The sequence below is a fragment of the Microbacterium sp. NRRL B-14842 genome (assembly GCF_050470785.1).
In genome coordinates this window covers 1-19,086 of the sequence record NZ_JBFLUM010000041.1, presented here as the reverse complement: position 1 = coordinate 19,086, position 19,086 = coordinate 1, and the positions used below count along the sequence as shown (strand labels likewise).

Genomic DNA, 19,086 nt, shown 5'->3' with positions numbered 1-19,086 from the left:
GCTGTGGTGCTGTGGACGGCTCGACAGCGGATCGGTCGAGCAGCCTTTCAGGGTATCAGGTGCGCAGCCAACGCCGGATCGCGAAGCCGGCCGAGAGCGCCGCGAGCACGACGCCGATCCCGACGAGGACCGGCACCACGAGGATCGCGTCCTGCATGGTCACCCACGTCGTGATGAACGGCACCCGTCCGCGGAGATAGCCGTTCACGCCGAAGTGCATGCCGGCGACGACCGCCGCGCTCGCGAGAGCCGAGCCCAGCAACGCGGCGAAGACGCCCTCCAGCACGAACGGCGTCTGGATGAAGCGGTTCGAGGCGCCGACCAGGCGCATGATCCCGATCTCCTTCCGCCGCGCATAGGCGGACAAGCGGATGGTGGTGGCGATCAGAAGCGTCGCGGCGATGAGCATGAGGACGGCGATGCCGACGGCGATGTAGGTCGCCACGGTGAGCGCGGAGAACAGCGGTTCGAGGTATTGGAGCTGGTCCTGGACCTGTTCCACTCCGGCTTGGCCGTTGAACGCCTCGGCGAGGACCTGCGACTGGCCCGGGTCCTTCATCGTGACGAAGAAGACCTCGAACGCCTGATCGGGCGAGAGCACGCTGGCCTGCTCCTCCCCGACCTGCTCGACGAGCTTGGCGTAGGTCTCCTCCTTCGTGTCGAAGGTCATGGAGCTGATGAGCGGCGACAACGCGTCGCCCTCGAGCTGGGCGCGCACGGCGGCGACCTGCTCCTCGCTCGCCGCGCCGTCGACGCAGGTGTCCGACTCCGACACCGCGGAGCACATGTAGACGGCCACCTGGGCGCGCTCGGCCCAGTAGCCGCGCATGACGCCGATCTGGGACTGCATGAGGATCGCGGCGCCGACGAACGTCAGCGACACGAAGGTGACGAGCACGACGGAGATGACCATCGAGATGTTGCGCCGCAGGCCGACGAGGGCCTCGGTCAGGATCAGGCCGATTCTCATGAGGTCGGGCCCACTTCCTCGTCGTCCTGGTCGGACAGCCCGAGGCGGTCGGCGACGCCGAGCTCGGCGACGTCCACCTCCGGGATCACGATCGGATGCGTGCGCGGACCGGCGGGCGCGAGACGCTCGGCAGCGGGCTGCGGCGCGGCCGGCGGCTGCACGACGTCCGGTGGTTCGACCACGCCGGGCTCCCGTGAGGGCTCCGGCGGCTCGACCACCTGCGGAGCGGGTTCGGCGGCGGGCTTGGTGACCGCGGGAGACGCGGCGGCGGCACGGCGCTGGGCGTCCAGCTCCTCCGCCAGGGCTGCGCGGACCACGGAGAGGTCGGCGGTCTGGCGCTGCACCTCCTGCACGGCCGTGAGGGCTGCGGCGGCCGCGGCACCGCGGACCTCCTCCGGCACCAGGCGCGGGATGTTCGAGGTGTCGCCGTATCCGCCGTGCACCTCGTCGCGGACCATCTCGCCGTCACGGAGCTCGATCACGCGGCGGCGCATCTGGTCGACGAACCCGGCCTCGTGGGTCGCCATGAGCACTGTCGTGCCACCCGCGTTGATCCGGGCGAGCAGCTGCATGATGTCGACGGAGGTCGCCGGGTCGAGGTTTCCGGTGGGCTCGTCGGCGAGCAGCACCTGAGGACGGTTGACGAGCGCCCTGGCGATCGCGACGCGCTGCTGCTCGCCGCCGGAGAGCTCGTGCGGCATGCGCTTCTCCTTGCCGTCGAGCCCGACGAGGGCGAGCGCCTCGGGAACCGCCTGCTGGATGAAGCCCCGGGACGAGCCGGTGACCTGCAGCGTGAAGGCGACGTTCTGATGGACGGTCTTGGACGGGAGCAGGCGGAAGTCCTGGAACACCGAGCCGATGTGCCGACGGAAGTAGGGCACCTTACGGTTCGCCAGAGCCCTCAGGTCGCGGCCGAGGACGGCGACACGGCCCGTCGTCGGCACGTCCTCGCGGAGGATGAGGCGCAGACAGGAGGACTTGCCGGACCCGGAGGCGCCGACCAGGAAGACGAACTCCCCGCGCTGCACCTCGAAGTCGACACCGGACAGGGCGGGCTTCGACGTCCCGCGGTAGCGTTTCGTGACGTTCTCGAACCGAATCATGGCGATTCGAGCCTAAGCGCGGCACGGGCGTCGCCCCGGCACGACACCCCGCCGCGCGGCACGCCGTGCCGCTCTTCCTCCTCCCCCGTCGGCCCACCGAGGTCCGCGCCCGCTGCTATACATGGAGTGTCGATTCGCGTCCACCACGCGAGCGCACACACGGAGGGGACCCCCATGACGACACCTGCCGGCTGGTACGACGACGGTTCCGGGCGCCTGCGCTGGTGGGACGGCCAGCAGTGGACCGAACACTTCGCGCCGGAGACCACCGCGACGCCCGAGGACACCACCGCTGCGGCGGCTGAGGACGCGGGCGCGGACAGCACTTCCGCGGAGAGCGCCTCCGCGGCGACTTCCGACGGCGCTCCCCCGGCGGAGGAACCGACCGCCGCAGCGGAGCCCTCCACACCCGAACCCGTCGCCGCCGAACGGGAGATCGCTCCGGACGAGCCCGCGACCGACTTCATCGTCGCTCCCGAGCCCGCGCAGGACTGGACGGCGCCCGCCAGCGGCGCGCACGACCTCCCCGGCGCGGCACCGATCGTCCCTCCGGCCGGTACCGACGGCGGCACGGCGGCCTATCCCCCCGCGGCACCGTTCTCCCCCGACCAGAAGCCGTATCAGGGCCAGGGCGGATACCCGGCGCAGGGTGCGTACCCGGGCTCGCAGAGTGGCGGCGGCTACCCGGGACAGGTACCGGGCGGACAGGGCGCGTACCCCGGACAGGGCGCGTACCCCGGACAGGCCGCCTATCCGGGCCAGGCACCGGCCACCGACGGCCCGAAGAAGATGTCGGTGCTCGGCCTCGTCGGTCTCGGGATCGCCGCGCTCGGCCTCATCCTCGCGTTCATCCCCCTGACGCTCCCGTTCGCCTGGTTCCTCCTGGCGGCCGGGTTCATCGTCTCGCTCATCTCCCTGTTCCTGAAGGGCACCAAGTGGCCGGGGATCACCGGCCTCGGGGTGTCGGTGCTCGGCGGCATCGTCGCGATCGTCGTGAGCATCTTCTTCGTGCTGGCCGTCGCGAACACCGTGCGCCCGGTCACGCTTCCCGACTACGACGACGGCACGAGCCAGAGCCCGGCGCCGGAGACCGACGACACCGGCGACGCGGGTACGGGTGAGGTCGCCGAGGGCACGCTGGGCGAGCCGGTCGCCGTGCCGCAGCTCGAGGGCACGGCCGAGGTCACCATCCGTTCCGCCACGTTCGGACCGACCAACGGCACGGACTTCGAGGCCGCCAACGGCGGCTATCTGTTGATCGACGTGGCCTGGGAGACGCTCGACGGGACGACCTACGTCAACCCGCTCTACTTCTCCGTCGAGACGGCCGACGGCGTCGAGGGCGACTACGACATCTTCGGCGACGCGACGCTCGAGTCCACGGAGCAGAACGCCGGGACGACGGCGGAGGGCACCGTCTCGTTCGACGTCGCCGAAAGCCCGTCCTACGTGATCGTCATCACGGACGAGATGCTGCAGGAGGTCGCCCGCGTGACCGTCGAGGCGTCGGCACGCTGATCCTTCCGCACCACACGACGAAGGCCCCGGGAGCTCCCGGGGCCTTCGTCGTGTGGGTCAGTCCTCGTCTTTGCGCTTGCGCCAGCGGATGCCCGCCGAGATGAAGTCGTCGAGGTCGCCGTCGAACACGGCGGCGGGGTTGCCGGACTCCTGGCCCGTGCGGAGGTCCTTGACGAGCTGCTGGCCGTAGAGGAAGTAGGAGCGCATCTGGTCGCCCCAGCTCGCGGTGATGTTGCCGGCGAGCTCCTTCTTCTTGGCGGCCTCCTGCTCCTTCTGCAGCAGCAGGAGACGGTTCTGCAGCACCCGCATGGCCGCGGCGCGGTTCTGGATCTGCGACTTCTCGTTCTGCATCGACACGACGATGCCGGTCGGGAGGTGGGTGATGCGCACGGCGGAGTCGGTCGTGTTGACGGACTGTCCACCGGGGCCGGAGGAGCGGAAGACGTCGACCCGGATGTCGTTCTCGGGGATGTCGACCTCGGTCGCCTCCTCCATGAGCGGGATGACCTCGACGGCGGCGAAAGACGTCTGGCGCTTGTCCGCGGATCCGAACGGGCTGATGCGCGCGAGGCGGTGCGTGCCGGCCTCGACCGAGATCGTGCCGAAGGCGTAGGGCGCGTCGATCTCGAAGGTCGCCGACTTGATACCGGCGCCCTCCGCGTACGAGGTGTCCATCACCTTGACGGGGTACTTGTGACGCTCCGCCCAGCGCAGGTACATGCGCATGAGCATCTCGGCGAAGTCGGTGGCGTCGTCGCCGCCGGCGCCAGAGCGGATGGTGACGATCGCGCTGCGCTCGTCGTACTCGCCGTCGAGCAGCGTCTGCACCTCGAGCTGGTTGATGAGGTCGGTGAGCGTCTGCAGCTCCTTGCGCGCCTCGATCGCCGACTCCTCGTCGCCCATCTCGTTCGCCAGGTCGACGAGCACCTCGAGGTCGTCGAGGCGCTGGGCGATGCCGGTGATGCGGGCGAGCTCCGACTGGCGGTGGCTCAGGGCGCTGGTGACCTTCTGGGCGTTCTCGGTGTCGTCCCAGAGGTCGGGCGCGCCGGCCTCCTCGCTGAGACGCGCGATGTCCTCGCGGAGACGGTTGACATCGACGACCTCGCTGATGTCGCCGAAGGTGTGCCTGAGCGCCTGGATTTCGGCGGAGAGATCTAGTTCGAGCATGACACCTCAGCCTAACGTGCCGCCCGCGCGCGCGGGGACGGGCGTGTCCGGCCCTTCGCGCCGACCGGAGTAGCGTGAGGGACGTGAGCAGCGCATCCACGGTCCTCCGCCAGTTCGGGCCGATGGTGTACCTGCCGACCGTCCTCTTCTCCCTCGGCGAAGGTGCGGTCATCCCGCTCATCCCGGTCATCGCTGCGTCGATGGGTGCCGACGTCGCCTTCGCGGCCCTCGTCGCCTCGGCGCTCGTGGTCGGCCAGCTCTGCGGCAACCTCCCGGCCGGGTGGGCCGTGGGGCGCATCGGCGAGCGGTTCACGATGGTCATCGCGGGCGTCATCGCCATCCTCGCCGCCGTCGGCATGGTCTTCGCGCCGTCACTCGGGGTCCTCGCGGCGTCGGTGTTCCTCCTCGGCCTGTGCGCAGCCGCCTTCGGGCTGGCCCGGCACGCGTTCATGACCACGCGGGTGCCGCTGGCGTTCCGCGCCCGCTCGCTCTCCCTGCTGGGCGGCAGCTTCCGCCTGGGCATCTTCATCGGCCCGTTCGTCTCCGCCGGCCTCCTGCAGCACTTCGGCACGGAGGCTGCCGCGATCTGGTTCTTCCTCGCCTGCCTCGTGGTGATGGTCGTGCTCGTGCTCTTCGGACCGGATCCGGAGAAGACCGTCGCCCCGCTGCGGACCACCGTCCGGTTCGCGGAGGACAGCGGCGAGGCCGTGAGCGGGTCGATCCCGACCATCGAGCGGGTCGGGATCTTCCAGACGATGTGGCGGCAGCGCGGAGTGCTCGGTCGGCTCGGACTCGCCGCGGCCTCGCTCTCGGCGGTGCGGTCGGCACGGCAGGTCGTCCTCCCGCTGTGGGGACTCTCGCTGGGCCTCGACGCTTCGACCATCGCCCTCGTCGTCGGCGTCTCCGGAGCCATCGACTTCGCCCTCTTCTACGCCAGCGGCCAGGTGATGGACCGCTTCGGCCGGCTCTGGGCGGCGATGCCCGCGATGGTGTTGATGGGTGCCGGGTTCCTCGCCCTGTCGGTCACGCACGACGTCGACTCCGCGGTGCTCTGGTTCGGTATGTTCGCCGCGGTCCTCGGCGTCGGCAACGGGCTGTCCAGCGGCATCCTCCTCACCCTCGGAGCGGATGTCGCCCCGAAGCACGACCCCGCCGCGTTCCTCGGGTCGTGGCGCACGCTGACCGATGCCGGTGGCGCGGTCGCCCCGCTCCTCGTCTCGGGCATCACCGCGGTCGCCTCCCTGTCGTTCGCGGCCGGGGCCATGGGTCTGATCGGACTCGTCGGCGCCGCCGGGTTCCTCCGCTGGATCCCCCGGTTCGTCCCCCGGACGCCGCCGAGCACGCCGGACCCGTCCGAGGACTGAGCGCCCGGTCGCTAGCGCAGCGCCGTGCGGCTCGTCGCCGTCGCCTGCAGCGGCACCCCCTCGGGCACGAACGGCGAGAGCAGCGGCGGATGCCAGATCGCCGCGACGGTGACGCGCGCGCTCACGCCGTCCGGGGTGCCCGCGTCGACGACGGTCGCCTCGAGCCCCGCGTCACGGACGAGCGGCATCGCCTGCTCGGCCACCCCCGCGTCGGTGAGCGTCGCACGCGGCACCTCCCCCTCCACCTGCAGCGTGAAGCCGTCCGCCCCGGCGAGCGCGGCCGCATCCGCGAGCCCGTCCAGGCGCTTCTGGGTGAGGTAGAGGTCGGTGGCGCAGACACACACGAACAGCACGGCGAGCGCGAGGATCAGGTAGCCGAGGACGAGGAGCAGCACGCTCCCCTCGTCGTCGCCCCTTCCGTCCTTGTCCCCGTCGCGCCTGCGCCGGCTCATCCGCCGCTCCAGCGTCGCGAGACCTTCTGCACCGACACGGCTTCCACAGGGACGGACGTCGCCTGGTCGAGTCCGAGCACTCCCGGCACGAGCGGCAGCGGCACGCGCGTCGAGACCGTGACGACCACCGTCGCTCCCGCCGCCGGACAGGCCGATGCCCGGGGGCGACACGACACCGCGACGTCGACCGCTCCGCGATCGATGCCGTACTCCGCGACGATCCCGTCCAGCACCTGCTCCCCGCGGACTGCGGCCCCTGCGACGTCAGGTGTCGAGGCGATGGCACGTGCGGCCTGCCGCGCCGCGGCCTCGACGCCGAGCGACTGCTCCTGCACCGAACCCACAGCGATCACGAGGTACAGCAGCGGCACGAGCAGGATCACCCCGACCGTGATGAACTCCAGCGAGCTCGATCCTGCGTCATCGCGCATCGAACGACTCCGCCGGTGCGGAGGCTTCGACCTGCAGGGCTGCAGGGACACCGATGAGGCCGACCACCGGGAGGGTCGTCCGGACCCGGACCTCCACGGTCTCCTGTCCCTCCCGCCGCGTCGAGGCGACCGTGATGTCGTCGGCGTAGGAGGGGCCGATCGCGCGACGGATGACCTCGCGCGCCCGTTCCTCCCCCTCCTTGGCGGTCGTGTCGGCGAGCGCCGCGTAGTACGCGCCTTCGACGGCCGCATCGTGGACGACGTTGCGCACGTAGATCGCGAACGCCAGCTGCAGCACAGCGAGGGTCAGCGCGGTGAGCAGGGTGCCGACGAGCACGAACTCCACCGGGTTCGATCCGCGGTCATCCGTCATCCCCGCAGACGCACGCATGTCAGAGCCCCGAGACCCGCTGGATGGCCTGCTCGAAGAGGGAGGTGAGCGCAGGCCCGGCGACCGCCCAGATGAGCACGACGAGGCCCGCGGTCATCAGGGTGACGAGGACCCAGCCGGGGACATCTCCCCGTTCGTCGTCGTGGAAGGCACGGAGCATCGAGCGCGCACGAGAGATCATGCGGCCAGTGTGCATCGAAGACCTGCCGCGGCGCGGACATTATCCACAGGGCCGTGCGGGTGGGTGACGTCCCCTGGGGTGGTGTAGTTCTCGGTGCTGGGTGTCACGTCGAGGACGTGGTGAGCCATCGTGCGATGGTCAGTGAGAACCGACTAAAGCTACTCACAGAAAGACACAACGCACGATGGCTCTAGACCAGTCTGCCCTCCTCGAGCTCCTCGGGGAACTGAAACTCACCGACGTCACCGACCGGATCCGGACAGCGACCGAGACGCTCTATCAGGAGCTGATCGACGCGGAAGCGGCCGCGTTCATCGGCGCCGCCCCGTTCGAGCGCACCCCGGACCGGGTCACGCAACGCAACGGCACCCGCCCGCGGACGCTGACAACCACGGCCGGGGAACTGGAGCTGCGGATCCCGAAGCTGCGGCAAGGTTCGTTCTTCCCGTCGCTGCTGGAGCGGCGCCGACGGGTCGATCAGGCCCTGTTCGCGGTCGTGATGGAGGCCTACGTCCACGGCGTCTCGACACGCAAGGTCGACGATCTCGTCAAAGCGCTCGGCGCGGACACCGGGATCAGCAAGTCTGAAGTCTCCCGGATCTGCGCGAACCTGGACGAGGACGTCGCCGCGTTCCGGGACCGGCCCCTCGCCGACCAGGCCTACCCGTATGTGTTCCTCGACGCGACCTACTGCAAAGCCCGTGTCGGGCGCCGGGTCGTCTCCCAAGCCGTGGTCGTCGCCGTCGGGGTCGCGCAGGATGGGCGCCGTGAGGTGCTCGGGTTCGAGGTCGGGGAGACCGAGTCGCAACCGTTCTGGACGACTTTCCTCCGCTCGCTGAAAGCCCGTGGGCTCGGCGGGGTGAAGCTGGTGATCTCCGACGCGCACACCGGGCTGGTCGCCGCGATCCAGACCGTGTTCCAAGGCGCCAGCTGGCAGCGCTGCCGGGTTCATTTCATGCGGAATGTGCTCACCGCGGTCCCCAAGACCGCTGGCCCGATGGTCGCGTCGATCATCCGCACGATCTTCGCCCAGCCCGACACGGAGCACGTGTTCGCGCAGTTCCACGAAGTCGTGCGCATGCTGACCCGGTCGCATCCGAAAGTCGCCGGCATGCTCGAGGACGCGCAAGACGAGCTCCTCGCGTTCTGCCAGTTCCCGTTCCAGCACTGGCGTCAGATCTGGTCCACGAACCCCCTCGAACGGGTCAACAAGGAGATCAAACGCCGCACCGACGTCGTCGGAACCTTCCCGAACCCTGCCGCGCTGCTCCGCCTCGCCGGGCACGTTCTCATCGAGCAGCACGACGAATGGGACGGCGCCGACCGCCGCTACTTCAGCGAACACTCCATGGCCCTGCTCCTCACCGAACCCGAGGAGGTGGCCATCCCGGAACTGACCGCGGCATAATCAAAAACAGCTGACCCGCACGGTGTTGAGAAACTCCACCACACAGCGGGACGTCACCTGCGGGTGACCCGCGCCCTCACGCGGCGACACCAGTTCGAGGCGGTCTTTGTCCGAGCCGGAGCCGGCTTGCCAGATCGTGCCAGAAGTCACCGAGCGCACCCGTGTTGTTCGCGTGCATCTCGCGCCATGCCGAAGCTCGCCTAGCCACGGAGGCGCCACACGTCCACGCCCGGACGCGATGACGTGCTCGCCGACAGATCCTCATGGACTGCCACATAGTGGCTCATCTTGTGTCTTTTGTCTTGTGTCCCCCAAAAAGGGACAGACACCTCATCGCTCCGAGGTTACTGTGACGCTGGCCCGCAGGTGCGAGCCATATAGCGATGATGGGGGTTCGGAGATGTGGGGATGGCGTGCAGGGATGGCGTTGGTTGCTATCGTCGCGATGCTGGGAACAGGCGTCGCGCCGGCAGCGGCTAAAGCACCCGACGAGTCCGAGCGGACGACGATCACTACATTCGGCTTCGTGCCGACAGACAGCGCTGGCACGGCCGCGCAAACCGACGTAGAAGCCCAGATCGCCGAGGTGGAATCCCTCGAGGCCTCGGACACTCCATTGGCTGCCCCTTACGACTCGAGCAAGATGCCGAGTGGGTCAGCAAAAGACCGCGCAGCGATGGCCGCGGGTGACACGGCCTATCGGATCGTCTCGACGTGGACCGATAACATTGCAAAGCCGGTCGTTGCTCGCGCGGGCAACGGAACCACGTGGGGTCTCACCAAGGTTCAGAACAAGCATCATGTCAACCTCAACATGATCAAGAAGACCACAAAGTTCCCGAGGCCGACCGGCGGCCGCGTCACTCAAGGCACCTCCATCATTTACTTGACGGACGCGATCGAATGGGAGTGCTGGATCGGTTCCTGCAAGCCGAAGCGCTCGATGACAGTGAAAGTGGTGATCGAGAACGCCCGCATGAGCGACGGCAAGCAAAAGGGACTTATCACGGCATACTGTATGGGCGTCACGGTGTGCCCCCAGTGGGTCATTAACGTTGCGGGATGAAGGGCAGCATTACGCATGGGTAGCGACGTGAATGCAGAGACCTTTCTCTCAGCGGTCCGCGAAGAATGGGATAAGGCGCACGGGACGATCGTGGTGCCGGCGGAACTCGAGTTGACGCATCTGGAAGCCGACGGCGAGTCGTTGACGCTGCACGTTACAGACTCCGCCGGGTCGCGCTTCGGTTGGCGTACGCCACTTCCGGCCCATATGCGCAGTAAGAACAAGACACCAGGAGAAACGGGTACACCGCAGCATTGGGCGCTCTGGGAAGTCCTCATTCCCCTGGTAGAAGAGCTCGAGACGAACGCTGCAACTCGGTTACCGCCCGACATCGACGGTGTGAGGTGGATCTCGAGGTAAGGCCGCTCATGCCGAGACGGTACATCCGGGCGGAGTGCGTCACTGCCTATCGGAACCGCCGGAACGCAATAGGCTCCCGCCTATGGAGCCCAACCCCCTGCTGCCGTCGATTCCGGTGCTGATCGCGATCGTCGTCGGCGTGGTGATCCTCGTCGCCGTCATCGTCATCGTCATCGGCGCGCGGAGGGCGAAGCGGCGAGGCCCTGTACTCCCGTCACGCGAATCGCACAACCCCGGGTCCGGTCGTCCGGACGAGGGATAGCCTGTCACGCATGCGCCCTGGACCTGACGATGAGATGCGGGCCAGAGTCGAGATCGACGGGCTCACCTATCCCCTGCCCCGCGGCACCGATGTCGCCGCCCTCCGAGAGAGGATCGAGGCCGCCGCGCGCGCTGAACCCACCTTCGTCTCGTTCGCCACGTCGGACGGCCTGGCGAGCGTGCTCGTCCACCCGACCTCGCGGGTTTTCCTCTTCCAGGTCAAGGCCTCCGACGAGGGGAGCCTCGCCTCAGACCTCGGCGGACTGCCGGATTGGGACGTCTGAGCGCCGCGGAGAGCCGCCGTGGGATCAGGAGGTGAACTCGTCGATGACGAGCTCACCGCGGGCGTTCAGCCGCTCCATCATGTGACTGACCCGGGCCGGATCGATCGCCGGCGGCGGCTCGGCGTCGAACTCGAGCACCAGCGGGATCGCCGGGTGCATCCACGCGGACAGTCGGCCAGGGCTCTTCTTCCCCGACGGCCACGTCATCATGAAGCTCTCCTGGCGCCGGAGCTTCGTGGAGATCACGATCTTCAGATGCGCCAGCACGGTGTCGTCGACCTCGATCGGCGGACGAGAGCTGTTGTACTCGAGACTTCCCATAGACAAAAGGTAAGCCCCCACGGCCTCCCCCGACGACCACTCATCCGATGCCGAGCCGCAGGATGAACAGGCCAGGGTAGATCGCGAACACGACGGACAACGGGAGGATGAGGAACACCAACGGGCACAGTATTAGGTAGTAACCTTTTCCCATGACACTTATCCCCGCGGCAAGCTACGCGCGCATCAGCGAGAAGGTCAGCACCCGTGACAAGGTGGCCGACCAGCACGCACAGAACGAGCAGCACGCCGCCACTCGTGGCTACCGCATCGTCGCGCGCTACACCGACGACGGCATCAGCGCGCTGGGGCACAAGGAGCGCCCTGACTTCGAGCGGATGCTTGCCGATGCTGAGACCGGTGCCCCTTGGCGTGTCATCGTGGCCACTGAGGAAGAGCGCCTAGCACGCAACGTCGAAGAGAAGCTAGAGCTGCACGCCGCGTGCGAGGTTGCCGGGGTGGTGTGGGACACCGCGCGTGATGGCTATGTCGACCCGGCTACCGACTCGGGCGAGTTCATGTCCACGGTACGCGCAGCAATGGGCCGCATCGAGTCCAAGCGCAAGGCACGCCGTCAGTTAGCGGCGTCCGATGCCCGCGCTGCTGATGGGCTGCCGACCGCACGCCCTGGCTATGGCTACCGACGAGAGGACAGGCACGATGTGATCGTGGAGGCTGAGGCCGTGGTCATCCGTGAGGCTGCGCGCCGGGTGCTGGCTGGGGACTCGCTGCGGGGCATCGCTACCGACTTCAATGCGCGTGGCATCCCCTCCCCTGCTGGTGCGCCTTGGCAGGGCATCACACTGCGGCAGCTCATCCGCCGCCCGTCACTCGCGGGCCTCCGCACCCACCGGGGCAAGGTGGTCGGCACGTTCAACCCCGAGTTGCACCCAGCGATACTCGACGAGGACACGCACGCACGGCTTGAAGCGCTGCTCACCGACCCGAACCGCGCGCAGGGCACGGGCGGGCGCACTCCCGTTCACCTGCTGTCAGGGCTGGCCGTGTGTGGCCGCTGCGGTGACACGCTGGGCGGGCGCATGAAGCGGATACCGGGGTGGACGCCGAAGCCAGGGCAGAAGTCCAAGCCGGTCAAGGCCGCGTACGCCTGCGGCACCTGTCACAAGGTGCGCCGCATCCAGGAGCCGGTGGACGAGTTCGTGACTGAAGTCATCCTGCGCCGCCTTGAGCAGCCGGATGCAGCGCAGCTATTCAGCCAGGGCGACACGGGTGCTGCGCAGAAGGCGCGGGACGCCATAGAGGCCATTGACGCCCGCCTAGCCACGGCTGCCGATCAGTTCGCGGACGGCGTGCTCACCGGCGACCAGCTTCGCCGCATCACCGAACGCCTGCGGGCCGACCGCACCGCGCATGAGCGCACCGTGGCCGAGTCGATGCCTGCTCGGGTGCCGGTGGACGTGGCGGGGCCGCTGGCTCGACAGACGTGGGCGGGGCTGCACATTGACAATCGGCGCGCGATCATCGACGCGCTGGCCGTGGTGGTGATCGAGCCGCAGGGCAGCGGCAGGGCATTCGACCCCGACCTAGTGCGGATCGTGTGGCGCAACTGGGGCCGACGCGAGCGGCTCTGAGCGCTCTCTGAGCGGTCTAGCGGTAGCTCGCAGCCCCACACCCCTACTCCAGGCACCCCGCGCGCCTCAGAGCCAAACACGCCGCAGGGGGCGAATTGCATCGCTCGCTGCTCGGCGGGGCATAATAGCAAACATGCAATCCACTATCAAGGTGGTCTGCCGGGGCACCAAGCGCCACGGGAGCCACCCCTCGCGCATCGTCGCTCAGTACCGCTGGTCTGAGTCGGACGACGTGTGGGAGCGGGTTGACCGGTATGGGGAGGACCATCACTGGTTCATCCAGGCCGAAACGGATGGCACGCTCGTCGGCTACCCCACGCCGCATTTCAAGTGCGCGTGTGGCCGTGATGAGCAGCCCCGTCACGAGGACCTGCAGAACCGTCTCACGCGGGCGCAGGCTGCGGGCGAACTAGCCCTGTAGGCTCAACACATACAACTGAATAGCCGCTGGTGATCGGCGGGATACAAAAGCAAGGTCACATTCCAACTCCTCACCGGGAGTCAGTTAGTCAGCCAAGCGCTGACCTGACTCCGTGGGGAGTTTTCCGTTGTCTAGCTCCAATTCTCCAAATCGCGCCAAGGCGCAGTCCGACATCATGGTCGGGCGTCGCCTCAAGGATCCTGAGCGAGAGGCCAAGGGTCGCAGTGGCCTTGCCGAAGCCAAGATCGCTGATGCAATCGAGCGCGCGCTAGCCGTAGCGCCGCCACTGACCCTGCCCAGGTCAAGCGCCTGACAGGTCTGCTGCGGGGTGCGAAATGAGCACCGCAGTCCCGGTCGACTACCCCGGCAAGAAGCTCCTGACCGAAGCTGAGCAGAACTCGGTGCTGCGCAACGGCCCGTCGCTCGAATGGTTCAAGCCGTGGCTGCGCGAGACCGCCCTGCGCTTCCCTGACATGGCCAAGGGCGGGTACGGGTACGCCCACCTGTCCGGTGGCAGCGAGGGGCCAGCCTTCCAAATCGACGTGCGCACCTTCCACACTCGTGAAGACCTGCAATGGGCCCTGGACACCCTGCACGGCCTACGTGCGCGGTGCGATGACAAGTGCGACGCCCTGTTCTACTGGACGCCTGACACGGTCGCCTCTGCCCGGTGGTGGCGTCATGAACCGCATGCTGCGCGCCGCGCTCGAACTCGCCGAGGCCGGATGGGCGGTGCTGCCGCTCGACGGCAAGAAGCCTGTCACGCCTCACGGCCACCTTGACGCCACCATCGACCGCGCACCATCCGCCGCATGTGGGCTGACCATGACTACAACATCGGCGCTCCGGTTCCCCGCAGCCTGATTGTGCTCGACGTTGATCCCCGCAACGGGGGCAACCTGCAAGACCTCGAGTTGCGCGCCGGGGTGGAGCTTCCGCCCACGCTGGAAGTGGTCAGCGGCAGGCGCGACGGCGGGCGTCACCTGTACTACATGCGTCCGTTCGTGCAGCCGTACAGGGGCAGCGTGCCGCGTGGCATCGACGTCAAGATCAACGGCTACATGGTGATGCCGCCCAGCATCCACCCGGACTCGGGCAGCCCCTACCGATGGGTGACGCGCGATGTGGCCACGCTCCCCCGCGAGGTCATCAAATTGATGCTGCCGCGCAGGGGTTCAAAGCCCAAGACTCCCACGACCGCGAGTCCGGTGGCGCTCGCGTCATTCGTTCGCGGCCTGCAGTCGGGCGAGCGCCACGACGGCCTGTTCTGGGCTGCCAGCCGTGCGCATGAGGCCGGGGTTGGCGACCGCGGGCTGGAACTACTCATCGACGCCGCAGAGGACAACGGCTTCAGCCGCAGTGAGGCCGAGCGCGTTGTGCTGTCGGCCCGGAAGGAGCAGCACGCATGACCCCCCGCAAGAAGACCAGCACCCCACGGGTGCCGGAAGCAGACCTGCTGTCGGAAGAAGAGGCCGAGCAGCTTGCAGCTCCGCCCAAGCCCCGTTCGGTAGCCGACCTACTCAAGCAGGACTTCCCATCCTGGACTGGATCGTGCCCGACGTAATCCCCGACGGTGTCACCTGTTGGTGGCCGCACCCAAGATCGGCAAGAGCCTGCTGTCGCTCATGCTGGCCATTGCCTGCGCGCGTGGCGGGAAGGCGTTCGGTTCGATCAGGGTCGCGGCGCGCCCGGTGCTGCTGCTCGACCTGGAATCGGGTGATCGCCGGCTGGCCAAGCGGTTGACCGACTTCGGCCTGACGTCGGTGCCCTCCACGTTCGAGTTCCACACTGACCCCGACACAGCCCTTGCCGTGATGCGGGAGTTCATGGAGCGGCACAAGGGACAGTCACCCCTGGCCATCCTCGACACCCTGTCCGAAGTGATGGGGCCGAAGCCGCGTGACCTGGCTCCGATGCTGCACGAGAAGCGCACCTTGCAGCCCATCCAGAAGCTGTGCGCCGACGACCCGGGCGCGTCCGTGTTGATCGTGCATCACAACCGCAAGGACAAGACCGGGGACAGCGTCGACTCATCGTCGGGCACGCACGGGCTCACGGGCGCCGTGGACGGCATCTTCGTGATGGACAGGCCCGACCGGCAGAAGCCCGAGGCAACGCTCATCCGTAACAGCCGTGACGTCGAGGATGCCCGGTTCGGCATGACGCTCAAAGGCGTCGTGTGGACGTTCGACGGTCGCAGCGCAGGGAAGGCGCGGCTAGCTGCACAGGAACGTCAGGTGCGGGAGCGGGTCGAGCCGGCAGGGCAAGGTCGGCCACAAGATGCTCGAACTCCTGAAGGAGCACGGGCCGTTGACGCCCGCTGAAGCCTACGAGCTCTACGACGGTGACGCCAAGCTGCAAACCGTCCGTAACGCGCTGGTGCGCCTGTCGGCGCGTGACCTCGCATCCAAAGACGACAGCGGGCGGTACATGGCCATATATACCCCTGAGTTGGGTGAGTTTAGTGAGTTGGATAGCAACTCAGGCAACTCAGCCAACCCAGGGGGTTATGTACACCCCCGCAGGGCCACGGGCACGCGTCGCACGTCATCGACCACCCGGAAGGCAGGTAAGCGCCATGAGTGAAGCCACCATCACCATCGCGTTGACGATGAAGTGCTCTTCCGCCTTCGCGAAGGATGCCGCCCACTCGTGTACCCCGACATGATTTCGCGCGTCTCCTATGACACCGGCATGAACGTGCTTCACGCGGGCACTGTCTGGGCCATTGGCGAACTCGAGGGCGTCATGGCCCTCGAACTGGATGACAGCACCATCGTCGCTGCCGATGATATCGACCCGGATTCGGTCGTCGTCAACCCGACAGCGGGCATGCGGGAGGCGGTCGAGGAATGAAAAACCTTCACGGCTGTGCGGCGGTTCAGAACAGGACGCAGGAGGAGGGCCATGAGCACTGATGACGCATGGGCCGACTGAACGCCGCGTTGGAGGACTACGCGCCACCTTGCAGCGGCCTGCACCTGTTCGTCGCAGATTCTCGAACCGACGACCAGCGGGACGAGTGCTCCGTCATCTGCGGGCGCTGTCCCATCCGTGACCTCTGCCACCACTACGCCGTCGCGTCGAGGGTTGACGCCGGTTACTGGGCTGGCATCGACCGGGCCTCACGCGGCAGGGGTCGCCCGCGCACATCAACCACCGACGCCGGGGCGGTATCCACGGCACCCATCACACAGAAGGAAGAAACACCATGAGCAAGTCAACCGCCAAGTCCGTCGAGCAGATCCTTCCACCGCCCTGAACGGTTTCAAGGATCAGGGCCGCGCAGGTGAAGGACGCGCACCGCACCGCCCGCAAGGCGATCCAAGATGATCCCATGACCAGCGACCTCGCAAAGAAGGAGCACCTGGCCGCGCTGGACAAGGACACCCGCGCCAAGCTCGACGGCATCAAGGCCGAGCAGGACACGTTCGTCAAGAACCTGCGCGACCAGGTCGAGAAGGAGTTCCGTGGGCACCGGCCGACCGACGCCAACTCGATCATGCTGCGCCGTGATGCCAGTGACCGCGCCCGCAAGATCATCGAGCAGCAGGAGGCGGTGGACATGCTGAACGACGCCATTGCTAACGATGACGCCGAGATGGCCCACGCCATCGGCATCCGTGCCAGCAACACGGGCATGAGCGGTGTGGTCGAGACCTGGCGGGCGGCGTTCCCGGAGACGGCTGAGCGGCTGCGGCGTTGGCCTACGTCGAGGCGAACACCAGCGGCGGCGCATACAACCTGTCCAACCAGATGACGTACGCGGCGCCGAACGTCTGACGCATGACCGGGTGAGGGATTTCAACTCCTTTGCCCTCACCCGCTGGGCGGTGCATCGCCCAGCACCCAGAGGCCCCCTTGGCACATGCTGGGGGGCCTCTGGCGTACCCACAGCACCGGCACTCTGTCATCACATTGCCCATCAATAGGAACCAATCTTGAGCAAATTGTGCATGAGGGGACCCTTCAGTGTTACGGTTCATGTATCGAACAAATGTGCGAATCAGCTAAGGAGTCCACCATGTTCACTCGCACCATCCGCGCCACTGGCGAAAAGCTGACCGTCGCTCACCCCGAAGAGATCGGCCTCGACCCCGAGGGCGGCAAGTGGGTCACCTTCTGCGAAGAGCACAAGACGCACGTCTACGCGGCGACCCAGTCGGCTGCCTACTACACGCACGGCATCGACTTCTGTGACGGCTGCCGGGAGGGTTCGCCCGCACCCATCACCAAGGCCACACCTGTCAAGAAGGCCACCACGGCGCGCAAGGGCAACCGCTGACCATGACCACCATGATCGGCTACCTGCGGGTGTCAACTGAGGAGCAGGCCAGCAGCGGCCTCGGGCTTGACGCGCAGCGCGACACCATCCAGCGGTACGCCGACGCGCACGGGTGGGACATGGTCTGGTACGTGGATGAGGGCCTCAGTGCCAAGTCGCTTGATCGCCCGCAGCTACAGGCCGCGCTCACCCGGCTGCACGTCCCGCCCAAGCGCCGTGACGTTGACGGCATCGTGGTAGCCAAGCTCGACCGCCTCAGCCGCAGCGTGCATGACTTCTCGGGCATCCTCAAGCGGGCCGCTGCGCGCAAGTGGCCGTCGTGGCTATCGACCTCGGCGTGGACACCAGCACCCCCACGGGCAAGCTCGTCGCCAACGTGATGATGTCGGTAGCCGAGTGGGAACGCGAGGTCATCGGGGAGCGCACCAGCGCCGCAATGCAGGCGGCGAAGCGGGCCGGGAAGCACATGGGCCGGGTGTCCGTGCTGCCGGAGGCCACGGGGGCGCGCCTGCTGGCCCTGCGCGCTGCTCACACGCTGGCAGCCACCGCCGATACCCTCAACGCCGAGGGGCTCACCACCGCCACGGGCAAGCCCTGGACGGGTAACGCCGTGGCCAAGGTGCAGCAGCGCCTCAGTGCCGCTTAGCGATGCACTAGTCCAAAGGCTCCAGGCGCGGGTTCGAGGTCGGCGGCAATTCCCACCCGTGGCGCTCGTGAATCTGCTTGATGAGGTCTCTCGCGTGTGATTCCAGCTTGGCGAGGGCTGTCGCGTCGTACCCCGTGCCCGAACCGTCGCACGTTCTGACTGAGCGCCTGCGTCCAACTCATAAGCGGGTCAAGGTTCCGGAGCCGCTGCTCCACACTGTCGCCGGGCTGCGCTGCATCCATGACCTGACGAGCAATGGTCGCCCCCAGGGCACGCTCCGCCTCTAGCCAGGTGTCGAGGCCTGCCCAGTCGGTGTACTCGTCCGCCAGGTCGATCATCGCAATGCGTAGGTTCGCGAGGCGCTCCCCCACCGGCTCGGTGTCGGATCGAACGCGACGAGCCGTTGTATCGCCTCCTGAAGGGCCGACCAAAGCGCGGTCGTGACCGCCTTACGGGATTCCGAAGGGCCTCCTTGGAACGCTGGTTGGACAAACGGTTCCGATCACAGAGACGAGAACAGCGACGATGGAGACAATAAGCGCGGCGACATCCATGAGTTGATGTTGTCAGGTTGCCAGCGTCTTTAGTCGAGGAGCCTGCATCATCGTCTCGGAGTAGGTAGCGATTCAGGACAGTCGAGCGTGGTGGCGAGCGTCCGGATGAACTCGCCGACTGCATCAGGGGCTGGCAGGTCGATCCGGAGTCGGATGCTTCGGCCTTCGGTCCGGTACCGTTGACGATTGCCGCTCCGCCGAGCTCATCGAGAAGCGGGCTGATAGCGCCTGCTGCATCGGCCGGCAGATGTCCGACGCCGCGTCCGTTGGAGGTGACGGCGACCCCGGCGGGGGCTCGTCCGTGTGCGGCA

24 protein-coding genes and 1 pseudogene are annotated in these 19,086 nt (G+C 67.5%); 17 read left to right on the top strand and 8 right to left on the bottom strand.

Features of this window, described 5'->3' with window-relative positions; all coding sequences use genetic code 11:
- Window positions 1-55 precede the first annotated feature (55 nt).
- Window positions 56-970, bottom strand: a complete 915-nt coding sequence (ftsX, locus tag AB1285_RS20885; protein ID WP_187661891.1) for a permease-like cell division protein FtsX — start codon at window positions 968-970, stop codon at window positions 56-58.
- The gene (ftsE, locus tag AB1285_RS20880) at window positions 967-2,073 is read right to left on the bottom strand and encodes a cell division ATP-binding protein FtsE (protein ID WP_292795623.1); all 1,107 of its coding nucleotides are present in this window, start codon (window positions 2,071-2,073) and stop codon (window positions 967-969) included. The genes ftsX and ftsE overlap by 4 nt, the downstream gene beginning before the upstream one ends.
- A 174-nt stretch (window positions 2,074-2,247) precedes the next feature.
- Here ftsE and AB1285_RS20875 point away from each other — a divergent pair, with 174 nt between their 5' ends.
- On the top strand, window positions 2,248-3,591 hold the full coding sequence (locus AB1285_RS20875) for a DUF2510 domain-containing protein (RefSeq protein WP_292795626.1): 1,344 nt from the start codon (window positions 2,248-2,250) through the stop codon (window positions 3,589-3,591).
- Between the two features lie 57 nt (window positions 3,592-3,648).
- Here AB1285_RS20875 and prfB read toward each other — a convergent pair whose 3' ends face one another.
- A complete protein-coding gene (gene prfB, locus AB1285_RS20870; RefSeq protein WP_187661893.1) occupies window positions 3,649-4,758 on the bottom strand; it encodes a peptide chain release factor 2 in 1,110 nt (369 codons plus the stop codon).
- A gap of 122 nt (window positions 4,759-4,880) precedes the next feature.
- Between prfB and AB1285_RS20865 the strand changes: the two genes are divergently transcribed.
- The gene (locus tag AB1285_RS20865; RefSeq protein ID WP_370428514.1) at window positions 4,881-6,122 is read left to right on the top strand and encodes an MFS transporter; all 1,242 of its coding nucleotides are present in this window, start codon (window positions 4,881-4,883) and stop codon (window positions 6,120-6,122) included.
- Between the two features lie 11 nt (window positions 6,123-6,133).
- Here the strand turns inward: AB1285_RS20865 and AB1285_RS20860 are convergent, their stop codons facing one another.
- From AB1285_RS20860 to AB1285_RS20845, 4 genes are read right to left on the bottom strand one after another with little or no spacing between them, the layout of a single operon-like run.
- Window positions 6,134-6,574, bottom strand: coding sequence for a pilus assembly protein TadG-related protein (locus AB1285_RS20860; RefSeq protein ID WP_292795631.1), 441 nt, complete (start codon window positions 6,572-6,574; stop codon window positions 6,134-6,136).
- Entirely contained in the window at window positions 6,571-7,005 is a 435-nt protein-coding gene (locus AB1285_RS20855; protein WP_292795634.1) for a TadE family protein, read from the bottom strand. The genes AB1285_RS20860 and AB1285_RS20855 overlap by 4 nt, the downstream gene beginning before the upstream one ends.
- Entirely contained in the window at window positions 6,995-7,378 is a 384-nt protein-coding gene (locus AB1285_RS20850; RefSeq protein WP_370428496.1) for a TadE/TadG family type IV pilus assembly protein, read from the bottom strand. Before AB1285_RS20850 ends, AB1285_RS20855 begins: the two co-directional genes overlap by 11 nt.
- A 19-nt stretch (window positions 7,379-7,397) precedes the next feature.
- The gene (locus AB1285_RS20845) at window positions 7,398-7,577 is read right to left on the bottom strand and encodes a hypothetical protein (protein ID WP_075245484.1); all 180 of its coding nucleotides are present in this window, start codon (window positions 7,575-7,577) and stop codon (window positions 7,398-7,400) included.
- A 184-nt stretch (window positions 7,578-7,761) separates the two neighbouring features.
- Here AB1285_RS20845 and AB1285_RS20840 point away from each other — a divergent pair, with 184 nt between their 5' ends.
- The 5 genes from AB1285_RS20840 (at window position 7,762) to AB1285_RS20820 (ending at window position 10,956) form a co-directional block, all read left to right on the top strand.
- Window positions 7,762-8,985 (top strand): IS256 family transposase, encoded by a 1,224-nt coding sequence (locus tag AB1285_RS20840; protein ID WP_370428831.1) that lies wholly within the window; start codon window positions 7,762-7,764, stop codon window positions 8,983-8,985.
- A gap of 421 nt (window positions 8,986-9,406) precedes the next feature.
- Entirely contained in the window at window positions 9,407-10,051 is a 645-nt protein-coding gene (locus AB1285_RS20835) for a hypothetical protein (protein ID WP_292795644.1), read from the top strand.
- A 27-nt stretch (window positions 10,052-10,078) separates the two neighbouring features.
- The gene (locus tag AB1285_RS20830) at window positions 10,079-10,411 is read left to right on the top strand and encodes a hypothetical protein (RefSeq protein WP_280568796.1); all 333 of its coding nucleotides are present in this window, start codon (window positions 10,079-10,081) and stop codon (window positions 10,409-10,411) included.
- Window positions 10,412-10,493: 82 nt separating this feature from the next.
- On the top strand, window positions 10,494-10,673 hold the full coding sequence (locus tag AB1285_RS20825; protein WP_280568798.1) for a hypothetical protein: 180 nt from the start codon (window positions 10,494-10,496) through the stop codon (window positions 10,671-10,673).
- A gap of 10 nt (window positions 10,674-10,683) precedes the next feature.
- On the top strand, window positions 10,684-10,956 hold the full coding sequence (locus AB1285_RS20820; protein WP_187661901.1) for a hypothetical protein: 273 nt from the start codon (window positions 10,684-10,686) through the stop codon (window positions 10,954-10,956).
- 24 nt (window positions 10,957-10,980) lie between these two features.
- Here AB1285_RS20820 and AB1285_RS20815 read toward each other — a convergent pair whose 3' ends face one another.
- Window positions 10,981-11,277, bottom strand: coding sequence for a hypothetical protein (locus AB1285_RS20815; RefSeq protein WP_187661902.1), 297 nt, complete (start codon window positions 11,275-11,277; stop codon window positions 10,981-10,983).
- Window positions 11,278-11,429: 152 nt separating this feature from the next.
- On the opposite strand from AB1285_RS20815, the gene AB1285_RS20810 reads away from it, so the two are divergent.
- From AB1285_RS20810 to AB1285_RS20765, 10 genes and pseudogenes are all read left to right on the top strand, one after another.
- Complete coding sequence (locus AB1285_RS20810; RefSeq protein ID WP_370428495.1) at window positions 11,430-12,869, top strand: recombinase family protein; 1,440 nt, start codon at window positions 11,430-11,432, stop codon at window positions 12,867-12,869.
- Between the two features lie 133 nt (window positions 12,870-13,002).
- Window positions 13,003-13,290 carry a hypothetical protein gene (locus AB1285_RS20805; RefSeq protein WP_370428494.1) on the top strand — a complete coding sequence of 96 codons (288 nt, stop codon included), beginning with the start codon at window positions 13,003-13,005 and terminating at the stop codon, window positions 13,288-13,290.
- A gap of 335 nt (window positions 13,291-13,625) precedes the next feature.
- Window positions 13,626-14,072 carry a hypothetical protein gene (locus tag AB1285_RS20800; RefSeq protein WP_429977805.1) on the top strand — a complete coding sequence of 149 codons (447 nt, stop codon included), beginning with the start codon at window positions 13,626-13,628 and terminating at the stop codon, window positions 14,070-14,072.
- Between the two features lie 21 nt (window positions 14,073-14,093).
- Window positions 14,094-14,699, top strand: coding sequence for a bifunctional DNA primase/polymerase (locus tag AB1285_RS20795; protein WP_429977806.1), 606 nt, complete (start codon window positions 14,094-14,096; stop codon window positions 14,697-14,699).
- 174 nt (window positions 14,700-14,873) lie between these two features.
- A complete protein-coding gene (locus AB1285_RS20790) occupies window positions 14,874-15,614 on the top strand; it encodes an AAA family ATPase (RefSeq protein ID WP_429977804.1) in 741 nt (246 codons plus the stop codon).
- A 328-nt stretch (window positions 15,615-15,942) separates the two neighbouring features.
- The gene (locus AB1285_RS20785; protein WP_429977803.1) at window positions 15,943-16,146 is read left to right on the top strand and encodes a hypothetical protein; all 204 of its coding nucleotides are present in this window, start codon (window positions 15,943-15,945) and stop codon (window positions 16,144-16,146) included.
- Window positions 16,147-16,214: 68 nt separating this feature from the next.
- A complete protein-coding gene (locus AB1285_RS20780) occupies window positions 16,215-16,505 on the top strand; it encodes a WhiB family transcriptional regulator (protein WP_429977802.1) in 291 nt (96 codons plus the stop codon).
- Between the two features lie 74 nt (window positions 16,506-16,579).
- The gene (locus AB1285_RS20775; protein WP_429977801.1) at window positions 16,580-17,050 is read left to right on the top strand and encodes a hypothetical protein; all 471 of its coding nucleotides are present in this window, start codon (window positions 16,580-16,582) and stop codon (window positions 17,048-17,050) included.
- Window positions 17,051-17,314: 264 nt separating this feature from the next.
- Complete coding sequence (locus AB1285_RS20770) at window positions 17,315-17,575, top strand: hypothetical protein (RefSeq protein ID WP_370428487.1); 261 nt, start codon at window positions 17,315-17,317, stop codon at window positions 17,573-17,575.
- A 2-nt stretch (window positions 17,576-17,577) separates the two neighbouring features.
- Window positions 17,578-18,221 (top strand): annotated as a pseudogene (locus tag AB1285_RS20765) (recombinase family protein).
- Window positions 18,222-19,086 lie beyond the last annotated feature (865 nt).